The 12,091-nt window shown below is 43.4% G+C and carries 9 protein-coding genes; 3 read left to right on the top strand and 6 right to left on the bottom strand.

All coding sequences use genetic code 11. The features are described from left to right. Positions 1-56: 56 nt before the first annotated feature. Both ACXAD8_RS17365 and ACXAD8_RS17360 read right to left on the bottom strand, forming a co-directional pair. Entirely contained in the window at positions 57-1,109 is a 1,053-nt protein-coding gene (locus ACXAD8_RS17365) for a helix-turn-helix domain-containing protein (RefSeq protein ID WP_475231243.1), read from the bottom strand. A gap of 213 nt (positions 1,110-1,322) precedes the next feature. Next, entirely contained in the window at positions 1,323-2,264 is a 942-nt protein-coding gene (locus tag ACXAD8_RS17360; protein WP_475231241.1) for a LysR family transcriptional regulator, read from the bottom strand. Between the two features lie 119 nt (positions 2,265-2,383). On the opposite strand from ACXAD8_RS17360, the gene ACXAD8_RS17355 reads away from it, so the two are divergent. Further along, complete coding sequence (locus tag ACXAD8_RS17355) at positions 2,384-3,556, top strand: efflux RND transporter periplasmic adaptor subunit (protein WP_475231239.1); 1,173 nt, start codon at positions 2,384-2,386, stop codon at positions 3,554-3,556. Further along, positions 3,553-6,681, top strand: a complete 3,129-nt coding sequence (locus ACXAD8_RS17350) for an efflux RND transporter permease subunit (protein WP_475231237.1) — start codon at positions 3,553-3,555, stop codon at positions 6,679-6,681. Before ACXAD8_RS17355 ends, ACXAD8_RS17350 begins: the two co-directional genes overlap by 4 nt. A gap of 328 nt (positions 6,682-7,009) precedes the next feature. Here ACXAD8_RS17350 and ACXAD8_RS17345 read toward each other — a convergent pair whose 3' ends face one another. Further along, positions 7,010-8,392: a diguanylate cyclase gene (locus ACXAD8_RS17345; protein WP_475231235.1), complete on the bottom strand. Its 1,383-nt coding sequence runs from the start codon at positions 8,390-8,392 to the stop codon at positions 7,010-7,012. A 196-nt stretch (positions 8,393-8,588) separates the two neighbouring features. Here ACXAD8_RS17345 and ACXAD8_RS17340 point away from each other — a divergent pair, with 196 nt between their 5' ends. Beyond that, positions 8,589-10,001, top strand: a complete 1,413-nt coding sequence (locus ACXAD8_RS17340; RefSeq protein WP_475231233.1) for a diguanylate cyclase — start codon at positions 8,589-8,591, stop codon at positions 9,999-10,001. Between the two features lie 118 nt (positions 10,002-10,119). On the opposite strand, the gene ACXAD8_RS17335 is transcribed toward ACXAD8_RS17340, so the two are convergent. The 3 genes from ACXAD8_RS17335 to ACXAD8_RS17325 form a co-directional block, all read right to left on the bottom strand. Next, positions 10,120-10,356 (bottom strand): DUF3303 domain-containing protein, encoded by a 237-nt coding sequence (locus ACXAD8_RS17335; RefSeq protein ID WP_475231231.1) that lies wholly within the window; start codon positions 10,354-10,356, stop codon positions 10,120-10,122. Positions 10,357-10,484: 128 nt separating this feature from the next. Further along, complete coding sequence (locus ACXAD8_RS17330; RefSeq protein WP_475231229.1) at positions 10,485-11,120, bottom strand: LysE family transporter; 636 nt, start codon at positions 11,118-11,120, stop codon at positions 10,485-10,487. A gap of 96 nt (positions 11,121-11,216) precedes the next feature. Further along, complete coding sequence (locus ACXAD8_RS17325; RefSeq protein ID WP_475231227.1) at positions 11,217-12,056, bottom strand: alpha/beta hydrolase; 840 nt, start codon at positions 12,054-12,056, stop codon at positions 11,217-11,219. Positions 12,057-12,091: the final 35 nt, after the last annotated feature.

Raw genomic sequence — 12,091 nt, 5'->3', positions numbered from 1 at the left:
CGCCTAATCGGGGTAAATTGTAGCTACGTACTTAATAATTGTCTCTCTGTCCTTTTTTACGCTGAAAGCGATTTCATCCAGTCAACGAAACGGGTATTTTCATCAGGCACCACAAAGTTTTGAGGCACATTAGAATCATTGGCAGACATTTTCACTTCCGTCGGTAAAATACCAAAATGCGCTTTAAAGCTTCTGGAAAATAGTTGGTTACTGGAAAATCCCGATAAATACGCAATTTCCTGAATCTGAGATTGAGGGCGACTTTTTAATAAATTAAATGCCAGTTTTAGACGTCGACATTTCACTAAATTCATAACCCCACCCCAGGATTCGCAGAGCCGATACAAATAAGTGCGTGACACTCCAACGGCAGCAGCAATAAAATCCGGTGTAAGCTGGCTATCAATATGTTTGTCTATCACTTTAATCACCTGAATCACCTTTGCAGAATCTGCGCCCTGGCGATGCATTTCATTCAGGTGCTGATTGCACACCAGCAGTGATGCGATTAGCTCAATTGTCGGCTGCGTTACTGCCTGCGCTTCTTCAGTCGACATGCCAGCGGCATTGCCAAACAGGGTCAGCATGTAGCTTTTTATGACTTCATTGATGGCAGTACCGGATCTGAACACCCGATTGTGTAACTGCTCTGCATTGGGGATCAGGGCTTCAAGTTGATACCGGGGAATAAACAGATTCAGGTTTTCAAATTGATAGTTGGCGTTGCGTCCGTCACTGGCAATTTGTGCCTTGTGAACCTGCAATAAATCCAGCACCTGGATATCCCCCGGGTGCACATTTAAACAACAATCATCGAGCAAAATTTGATTGGTGCCGCGAACGTACAATTGCACTAAAAAGTGATCCATGCCACTTTGCACTATCTCTTTAGTTCCCCGGCTAAAAGACTGTCTGAAAGAGTGGCAATTCGACATCATTAAGCCACCAATGAGATAGCTATCCACCCTGGTTTCACTGTCGAAATACTTCACTTCAGGAGGCAAATCTATTGAAAATAGCGCGGAAATAGCATCCTGCCAAAGCGGTATTTTATCCTGACTATCAACGCTGCTGGTTGAAAAAATGGTTTTTGGTATTGTTTTGTTCATGGCCAACTTCCCGGACAGCTCAAATAAAGCAATAGGCTGCTTTCATTCCTTATATGGGATAGGTTTTATTCAGTTACTTATCTAATTCAAAATATTCTTTATGTATAGATCACTTTTTAATGCTTGTGAATTACTCACTTCAAAATGTCTATGGATTAATTTATTGTCAGGCGATAAGACAAATCATTTTTGATTTACAGAATCCACAAGTAGTCAGCGATACATATTATTAAATCCTGGGATTTTCGTTTCCCATATGGGGATATCAATACCAATATATGCACGCACAGAATCTAAAAACAATCGCGTTCTGGCAGGCATATCGCGGTGCGGATAAACAGCATACATGCCACTGTATTCCCGCAATTTTACATGTGTCAAAATTGGTATAAGGGCACCGCTTTGGATCTCATCATTCAAAATGAAACTTGGTGCCGCAAAAAAGGCATTTCCTGAGAGCGCAGCCATCACCAGCACTTCTCCGTCATTAGCCCGATATACACTGGTCAACTCTTGTTGGCATAGTTCATTTGACGCATTGTAGTATGGCAGGCTTTGTATACTGGTGCTGTTGCTTACAAACGTTGCTGCGGGTAGGTGAGCTAAGTCTGAAATACTCTCGGGCATACCGTGGTAAAGGATAAAATCAGGGGAGGCAGCTAGTATGAGGCGATTTCGAGCGATTTTCCGCGCCACAAACGAGGAATCCTTCGGCTCACCAACGCGAAATGCGATGTCGAACCCCTCCGAAACAATATCTGCCACACGAGAATCCATTCTCAATTCAACCTCTACCTGAGGAAACCTCGACTGAAATTCATTGATCACAGGTTGTAAATATCGCCTGCCAATTAATGGGGCAGCGGCAATACGCAACAAACCTCGTGGTGTGGCATGATAATTCTCAGCTATTTTAGCTGTATCGCGCAGTAACAAACGTAACTCCTGCGCTTTTTTCACCATTTCAGCACCTGCGGCAGTCAACGAAAAAGAGCGAGTAGTTCGATTCAACAGGCGAACACCTAGATCATCTTCCAACTTATTTACCTGTTTAGAAATAACTGAGCGGTCAATATTTCTGAGTTCTGACGCTTTTACAAACGTTCCCTGTTCAACAACGTCCAAAAACATAAGCAATCGACTGGCTGTATCCATCTTTGAAACCTCAAGTCATGATTGATGCCAATTTAGCACCAGTCTAATGCTCATTACAGGATTTTTCCCCGGCTTTTGGTGCCCTATCATTGCCACTAATTTAATGAGGAGACTCTGTTTTGAAAAAATACGCCAAACTTTTGCTGTTTACAGGAGCCCTGGGGATTCTACAGGCTTGTCATGTTCCAGATACCATGCCAGTAGAAGAATCTCAGGCAATAGAGGTCGCTAAAGTATTATTCGAGCCGACTCAGCGTTGGCACACCTTTACCTCTCGACTGGTAGCGCCCGAACAGGTCATGTTGACGCCCCGGGTATCTGGCGTAATAGAAACGGTGAAATTTGAGGAAGGCAGTTCTGTTCGAGCAGGAGAAGTATTGTTTACACTCGACGCCCGGCCATTTACAACCCAGGTAACCAACTTAGAAGCACAGATAGCGAGCGCACAGGCAAGACTTGCACAAGCACAAAACGAATATAGTCGCGCCGTTTCCCTTGCGAAAGATAATGCGATTTCTGCTGAAGAGCTTCAGGCCAGACAATCCATAACTCAACAACAATCAGCTCAAATTGACGCATTGCACGCACAACTAGACGCAGCGCGTCTTAATTTAGAGTTTACATCCGTAGTTTCACCGATCGACGGTATAGTTTCCCGTGCCAATTTAACCAAAGGCAACCAGGTTATTGCCGGTAGCTCCATATTAACCTCAATCGTGTCGAACGATGCCATGTACGCCTATATAGATATCGATGAACGCACATGGGCCAGACACTATTCCGGTACCACAAACCAACAGCTATTGGTGGCAGAACTGCAAAGTATATCCGAAAGCCAAAAAACTATCTTAGGCCGGATTGACTTCATCGATAATAGTATCAATCCATCCACAGGTACACTGCGGGTTCGGGCTGTATTCAATAACGAAGCAGCAGACCTAAAAGCAGGTTCATTTGCCCGTATCAGAGTAGCAACACACCAAACCACAGACAAAGTGCTTGTGCCGGAAAAGTCCATTGGAACAGATTTGGCGAATCGTTATGTGCTGGTCCTGGATCAATACAGCACCCTGCAATACAAACCTGTAAAACTCGGAAATCGCTATGGTCACTTGCGAGCCATAGAAGAAGGCTTAAACAGCAACGATGTCATTGCTATTAACGGTCCCGGACGAGTGGGCCCCGGTGAAAAAGTACGGCCAAATAGCGTCTCCATTGACGATACTAATGTCGTATTTTCCCTCACGCCTGGTGCGGAACAATTATTGGTTAACATCCAGAGGCCACTATGAAATTTTCACATTTTTTCATACACAGGCCTATTTTTGCCGCCATGCTATCCATGGTGTTAGTGATTGTCGGGACAATCTCTGCACTGCAATTACCCATCAGCGAATATCCTGAGGTAGTACCACCTACCGTAGTTGTTTCCGCTAATTATCCCGGAGCCAACCCCAAAATAATTGCTGAAACGGTTGCAACACCACTTGAACAAGAAATAAGTGGTTTGGAAAATATGTTGTATCACTCCTCACTTGCCACCAGTGATGGTCAGTTTACACTCACCGTCACTTTTGCCTTGGGGACCGATTTAGACCAGGCGCAAGTGCAGGTGCAAAACAGAGTAAGCAATGCTCTCCCCAGGCTACCAGAAGAAGTACAGCGTATGGGAGTTACCGCCGAAAAGTCCTCTCCAAATCTCGCCATGGGCATTCAGCTATACTCCCCTGAAGGGAAACAAGATGTCAGCTATTTAGCAAATTACGCTGATATGTATATTCTCGATGAGCTGAAGCGGTTACCGGGCGTAGGTGACACCATGCTCAATGGTGGCTCTAAATACGCGTTACGCATCTGGTTAGATCCTGATGCAATGGCAGCCAATCAACTGGTTGCTGATGATGTCGTCAATGCCGTCAGAGTACAAAATCAACAAGTGGCCGCAGGTGCTTTGGGCGCACAACCTTCTTCTTTGGACAATCCATTTCAAATACTACTTAATGTACAGGGCCGATTAGAAAGCGTAGAAGAGTTCCAAAACGTTGTATTAAAAGTTGGAGAAAAAGGCGAAATTGTAAGACTCGGAGATATTGCCAGAGTAGAACTTGGGCAAGAGAATTACGCACTAAGAGCAATGTTGGACAACCAGGACGCCGTCGGACTCCCGGTTTTCCAGCGCCCTGGCAGCAATGCTATTCAATTGTCCGATGATGTACGGGCGACAATGGCAAGGTTAGCTCAGAATTTTCCAGAAGGTATGGAATACAACATTGCCTATGATCCGACGCTGTTTGTGCGAGGCTCCATCGACGCCGTAGTCAATACACTGTTTGAGGCAATATTTTTAGTGGTTATTGTTGTCGTGCTGTTTTTACAAACATGGCGAGCTTCAATAATCCCCTTGATCGCTGTACCTGTCTCCCTGATTGGAACCCTTGCGGCAATGCACTTGCTAGGGATTTCTATTAATACCCTGTCTTTGTTTGGTCTTGTTCTGGCTATCGGAATTGTCGTAGACGATGCGATTGTCGTAGTAGAAAACGTGGAACGAAACATTGCCCTGGGACACAGTCCCGTAGAAGCAACCAGGCTGGCAATGAGTGAGGTTACGGGACCAATAATTGCTATTGCCTTTGTGCTTTGTGCGGTCTTCATACCAACCGCCTTTATCAACGGTCTATCCGGACAATTTTACAAACAATTCGCTATTACGATCACCATTTCCACCTTGATTTCGGCATTCAATTCACTGACATTATCACCGGCCTTGTCAGCGATGTTGCTGAAACCGCACAATGTGCCCAAGGATAGATTAACCCGCCTTTTAGACGCAATGTTTGGTCGATGGGTATTCGCCCCTTTCAATCGTATTTTTGAAACTAATGCAAATCGGTACCAGCGCATAGTTAAAAAGTTAATCCGCAAAACAGTTCTGGTATCCAGCTTATATTTATTATTCATGGGTGCTACGGCCTGGCTATTTAACTCTGTGCCGGGAGGTTTTATTCCACAGCAAGACAAGCAGTATCTCATTGCCATTGCGCAATTACCGGATGCTGCCAGTCTGGACAGAACTCAGCAAGTCGCGATGGAAATGCAGGATATTGCCCTGAGCATTCCAGGCGTCCTCAATACCGTGGCATTCCCAGGGCGTTCGATCAACGGCCCCAGCAATAGCCCAAATAGTGCAATCGTTTTTGTACCACTCCAGGATTTTGAACTGAGAGACAAACCAAGTATGACGGCCAGTGCCATTGCAGAAATAATGAATCAGAGATTCAGTGTTATTGATGAAGCATTTGTTACCGTGTTTCCACCGCCACCGATTTTGGGTCTGGGCTCAACAGGGGGATTTAAATTACAACTAGAAGACAGAGGAAACAATGGTTTTGAGATACTTTTTGACGCCTTGCAAGACACGATAGTAGAAGCCAAAAAACAGCCCGAGTTAAGCGGACTATTTTCCAGTTTCCGTATCCAGGTCCCGCAACTGAATATTGTTATTGATCGAGAACAAGCGTTTATTCAAGGTATCCCGTTGCAGAACATTTTTTCAACATTACAGGTGTATCTGGGATCTGCTTATATCAATGATTTTAATTTATTTGGTCAAACCTACCGTGTTACGGCTCAGGCAGAAAGTCAATTTCGGGCAACTGAAGAGCAAATTCTCAACCTCAAAGTACGCAACAATAACGGCGACATGGTGCCATTGAGCTCAGTGCTGGATATCACACCTACAGTCGGTCCCGACAGGGTTCAACACTACAATGGATATATCAGCGCAGAACTCAACGGTTCTCCAGCTAATGGCTACAGTTCTGATCAGGCACAACAGGCAATAGAGCGTGTTCTCAATGAAACCTTACCAAAGGGGATTACGTATGAATGGACAGAGGTCACCTTTCAAAAAATACTCGCTGGTAACACTATGCTAATGGTATTTCCGTTAGTTGTACTGCTGGTCTTTATGGTGCTGGCTGCACAATATGAAAGCTTACGATTGCCTGTTGCCATCATTATGATCGTACCTATGACGATATTTTCAGCCCTGGCTGGGGTATCTATCACCGGTGGTGATAACAATATATTCACGCAAATAGCACTAATCGTGCTCGTCGCTTTGGCATCAAAAAATGCGATTCTGATTGTCGAGTTTGCTCGAGAGAATCACGCCAGTGGAGCATCGCATTACGCCGCAATTTTAGAAGCATGCCGCCTTCGATTAAGGCCTATTCTGATGACATCGCTTGCTTTTACCGCAGGCGTTATTCCGCTTGTCCTGGCCAATGGTGCCGGTGCTGAAATGCGCCATGCGCTAGGCAATGCCGTGTTTTCAGGGATGATCGGTGTCACTGTGTTTGGTCTTTTATTAACGCCTGTCTTTTATTTACTAGTGACTAAAAAGCACACTTGAGTTTAACCTTGGTTAGTTGTCACCATTGAACGCCAGAAGGTGCGTATAAAGCCGCGCCCTCTGGCACAATTTCACAAGCCTGCAAACAAATACTCAAAAAAAATAATACCAAAACACACTGTTATCATTTTTTAAGATAGCTAACTCGTAACCTGGTGTGATTTGATTAATGGTAGCATTGCTAATTCCTGATATAGCTTCTACCCACTAATGCCTGTCGGTCGATTCAGAAGTCTTTTTTAAACACTAAACCCTTAAATCAATATTAAAAAAAGGCTCTCTTTTGATGCGGCAATATCCGAGAACTACAGATGAGAAGAAGGAATAATCAGCTGATAGTCACTTTATCTTTACCGGTGTTTTTAGATTGATACAAAGCGATGTCGGCTTCCTTCATCTCTTTTTCAAAGTCGATACCTAAGTAACTTTGGCACACTTTAATACCAATGCTGGCCGTAATGGCCAGTGTTTCCTTGTCGTTAATGACCACTTCTAAATTGCGAATGGCGCTAATCAACCGGTCAGAAAAACCATAGAGTTCGTTGCTATCTGCAATGGTCAAAGCAAAGGCAAACTCCTCGCCGCCATAACGGCAAAAGGCATCATCAGCTCTGAATAAATGCAACAGCATCTGGGCAAGTTCAGTGAGTACCTTATCACCGATATCATGACCGTAATTGTCGTTAAGCTGCTTAAAATCGTCTATATCCAATATGCCAAAGGCTAGTGAGGCCTGTCGTCGCTGACTGGACTTCACCAGACGATTAACATGATCAATAAAGTAACGGCGATTTGGCACGTTTGTTAAGGGGTCATAAAACGCCAACTTTTCTAATTTCGCTTTGGCCATTTGCAGCTCAAACGTGCGCTTTTCTACCAGTGATTCCAGGTCTCGTTTAAGCACTTTCAAATCTTCGTTGCGCTTCTCTAATTGTTCCAGGTGAAATTTCTGTTTCGAAATATCCCGCTCAATGGCAGCAAAATGGGTAACTTCACCATATTTGTTTTTCAGCGGAATAATGTTCATTTCAATCCAATAAGGCCGCCCCTCTGAATCGTAATTCAAAAGGGTTTCGTATATTGGCTGATGTTCTTGCAAGGCTGCGTGAATGCGTTTTTTGGACTCTTCGTCAGTTAAGGCCCCCTGTAACAACCTGGGCGTTTCTCCTATTACTTCTTTTTGTGAATAGCCAGTCAGCTTTTCAAAGGCTTTATTGACGTAAACAATTTTCGGTCCGGTGGGATATTCAATGTTTTCCGCTTCGGTAACTATCACCAGGTCCTGTGTATTTTCAACAATATCCTGAAAAGAAAATAACTGCTTGGTGTCGGAAATATCGTTAAAGGTTACCACGATAAAACTGTTTTCTTCTCCGGCATCCCCCTCGTGGTAGGCGTTTACCAAAAACCAGCTAATGTGATCACTACTACTATCAATTACGCCGAGAATTTCGTTTTCTAACCGATCATGTCGTCTTTTAACCTTATTGACCGGGTAATCTTCTACCAGCATCTTGCGCCCGCCATCATCCAAAAAGCTCCATTGCGGATCAAAAGCATCAACCCCAATCATTTGCTCATAAGTTAAGCGCATAAGCCTCAATGCCGTAGGATTAGCGTAAACAATGGAGGTATCCCAGCGATGAATAACCACGCCGATATGTGCGTGTTCTAGTAGTTTTTTTAAATTTAGCGCATCAATATCAGACATTTTTGCCAAGATTCCGGAAAGTCTTCTTACAGTGTAGACCAGCATTGCCTATAGTGAAAAAACCACATTATACGGTCTTCGCTGATTATTTTTACCGCAAGGGCTATTTTATTGCCTTTCGCAAAATCATTCTGGTTAAGCGGTCAATAATTGTACTATACTAAAACCACTATTGGACAATTGGGCAGGAAAGCCGTTGATTAGATTAGTCATTCCCTTCATTTATAGTTGCTTGATAACGAGCTTCACCTTCAGTGGCGAAATCGCCGCTCGTCAACAACAGACTAGTCTGACCTATTGTATCGATACCGATTGGTTGCCCTACGAAGCTCTGCGCAATGGGCAGCATACAGGTATGTCTCGTGACTATCTGGATCTCATTACTGAAAAAGCAGGAATTAGCTTTAACCTCATCAAAACAAAATCCTGGTTGGATTCAATACGAATGATAAAAAGTGGCCGCTGTGATGCCACTCCATTTTTAAACATTACTCCCAATCGCTCTGAATACCTGGCGTTTAGCGAGGTTATTTTTAAAGCACCTAATGTCATTATCACTCATAGTAAAGGCACGCCTATTCCTAATCTTGCCATGATTGAAAGCGAAAAAGTGGGTGTGGTAAAGGGCTATCGCCAACACGAATACATCACGCGCCGCTTTCCTGAAGTACCGATTTACGAAGTGCCCAGCGAACTGGCAGGAATTCGATTATTAGCAGCTGGCGACATAGATGTCATGGTGGGTTCCATGCACACTATTTTGGAACACATACAGACCAACGGTTTGCACGATTTAAGGATCACAGGTTGGATGGGGCTGGATGATGAACTGCGCCTGGGCATCAGTAAGACTCACGCAGAACACTTGCCAGCCATTAACGAAGCTATTAACAGCATTTCGGCACAACAACACAACGAAATTTACCGCCGCTGGAACAATATCAAAATCATTCGTGAACTGGATTTCGGATTGATGGCGATGGTCGTTGTCCCGATTCTCACGCTATTGATTATTTTGGGGATCCGGCATTCCATAGTGGTGCGTTATCGCGACCGGATACAAGAAAAAAACAACGCGCTGGAAAGTCTGCAATCAGCACTGAAAAAGAAAAACGACAAGCTCCATTACCTGTCCACGCACGATCCGCTAACCGATCTGTACAACCGGGTACAAATAACTGCTGAAGCCAAAGAACATATCAAACGCAAAAAACGCGGGATCAATGATTGTGCTTTGGTGTTTATTGATATTGACGACTTTAAACACCTCAACGACCAATATGGTCACAATATCGGCGATGCGGTGCTAGAGCAATTTTCCAATATACTGAAAAAGTGTGCCCGCGAAACCGATATTATCGGACGTTGGGGAGGCGATGAATTTGTGGTCTTGTGCCCAGGCGCATTAAAAAACGAAGCAGAGAGTTTTGCTCAACGTCTTCAGGCAGAATTAGAAGACACCATATTTAGCCAAGGGGTCAGTGTCAGCTGTAGTATTGGTCTCAGCGAAGTGCTGAAAAACGATAACATCGAAAACTGGCTGGAAAGAGCAGATAACGCCATGTATCAGGCGAAATCCTCAGGAAAGTGTTGTATTAAAGCCATTTGAGTGTCATCTGATACAACAATGGCTAACTCCTTTCACAAGCGGTTAGACAAGGTGTGAAATGGATCAACCCCCGTCACACTCTGCAGAGTCCATTCAGGATCGTCTTGTTTGGAATGAATTAGTCAAGCGGCACCAATTCAAACTCTACGAAATCCTCCCATTTTTGAAACCATTCATAAAACAGTTCAATATTGTTAGATTCCATTAATTGATAGCACACATTTAATTCTTTATTTACCCATGAATTAAGATAGTGAAGTCCGGCGGGAAACATACGACCTTTGGTGTTATACCTTTCATAATTTGCCTCAATGCAGCCAGGTTTAAATTTCTCTACCACCATATATTTTTTCATTTTCCCTCCCAGGAATCATCAGGGTTTGATTTTTAGATTACCGAAAATGCTCGCCAGGCAGCTATCATGGGTTGACTACAACGACGAAAAAGGCGCAGAAGCGGCAAGAATTGTAAGATTAATTGCGCTTAACCAGTACTTGTTGTGGCGACCTTAAGGCCAAAACCCATAAGCAAAGCACCGATCGCTTTTTCGATATAAACTTTCCAGTCTTGAAATTTACTGAGTAGCGCAGGTTGACTAAGAAAAATGGCTACGCAACTAAACCACAAGAAATGCGCTAAGGAGATGATGGCGCCGTAAGCAATTTGCAACCACAGTGGAGTTTGTGGATTAACCACCTGAGTAAAAATACTGAGAAAAAATATTGTGGTTTTGGGGTTTAATGCATTGGTTATAAAGCCAATCTTAAGTGCTGTAAACCTTGACATTACCTGAGCCGCTGTTGAGTGCGCAACTTCGATTTTAGAGCGGGCCTGAAATGTGCGCCAACCGATGTAGATTAAGTACGCAGCGCCTAAGTACTTAATAATTGAAAACAAGATAATTGACTGTGAAATAATAAAGGCAAGCCCCGCAATGGAGTATGCGACGTGAATCCAAATCGCCAAGCTAATGCCTAAAGAAGAATACAATCCTGCAGTCCGACCATAAAAGATGCTGTTTCTGGTAATCATCACAAAATCAGCACCGGGACTTATAGCCATAAAAATTGCTATTAAAGTGACCGAAATCAATTCCGGTAGATAAGGCATTAATTCCATATTATTCAGACCTTTAGATACTGGAGAACCGGTAAACAGCCAAAAAACGAGCACCGCATATTAAACGACTGGACTTAATTCCACTACAGACAATAATCACGATTTTTTAAACATCCAATATAACCCCTGGATCGCAGTAGTTGGAAATGCGGTTTCATGATTTGCCTCACGAATAGTCAGAAATTTTACGACTGTATTTGGAAACAGCTGCGCTGATATTTTTGCCTTTAACTCCCTTGCTCCTTTTACCATATCGTGTTTCGGAGAATCGTGTTCAGGAGTTTCTCTGGCTCCAACAGCAATAAAAACCTTATGTGGGTTTAAATTAATGTCTGATTTAATACCGAGAATATTGTTGTCTTTGTACCAAACGGATGGGCTTCCTAGTACATAGTTATTGAACATACCAGGGTTAGTGAACAGAATATAAGCTCCAAATAACCCGCCAAGAGAGTTCCCCACAAAAGTCCTGGACTGATTGACTCTATACTTCTTCTCAATGAAAGGAAAAACCGATTTTTCAATAAAATGCATATGCTCTTTGGCTTTTCCGGTTTGATATTCCCAACTCTGATCTTCTGCATGAGTGAAGTCTCGAATTCTACTGGAAGAGCCTCGGGATCCTTTGGAGTAAGAAATACCAACAATAATGGCTTCTTGCATTTTCCCTGAATTCATCGGAAATCGCGTCGCTCCTGAGACAATTTGAAAGCTATACAAAGCATCGGTTAAATAGATGACTGGAAAGGACTTTTTCTTATTCCGATAATATGAGCGTGGCAACTTAATAAAGAGGGGATATACCCGTTTAGAATGGGGATCTTCAACTTCTAAGACTTTACTTCTGGGTATTTCAAATGCCTTTGGTTCCTGAGCTTGAGCATAGGCAACAAAACACGTGGCAAGAAAAACGAAAATACCGGGTAAAAACTTCACAACAACTCCATTTGTAAACAACACTTAGCTTGCGA

This window comes from Planctobacterium sp. AWH2_060 (genome assembly GCF_056158425.1).
This window is presented reverse-complemented; position numbering and strand designations above follow the sequence as displayed.

Excerpts from the sequence above, each read along its gene's own strand:
- ACXAD8_RS17330 (WP_475231229.1), bottom strand. The coding sequence starts at position 11,120 with ATGGAATTAATGCCTTATCTACCGGAATTGATTTCGGTCACTTTAATA.
- ACXAD8_RS17360 (WP_475231241.1), bottom strand. The coding sequence starts at position 2,264 with ATGGATACAGCCAGTCGATTGCTTATGTTTTTGGACGTTGTTGAACAG.
- ACXAD8_RS17365 (WP_475231243.1), bottom strand. The coding sequence starts at position 1,109 with ATGAACAAAACAATACCAAAAACCATTTTTTCAACCAGCAGCGTTGAT.
- ACXAD8_RS17335 (WP_475231231.1), bottom strand. The coding sequence starts at position 10,356 with ATGAAAAAATATATGGTGGTAGAGAAATTTAAACCTGGCTGCATTGAG.
- ACXAD8_RS17350 (WP_475231237.1), top strand. The coding sequence starts at position 3,553 with ATGAAATTTTCACATTTTTTCATACACAGGCCTATTTTTGCCGCCATG.
- ACXAD8_RS17345 (WP_475231235.1), bottom strand. The coding sequence starts at position 8,392 with ATGTCTGATATTGATGCGCTAAATTTAAAAAAACTACTAGAACACGCA.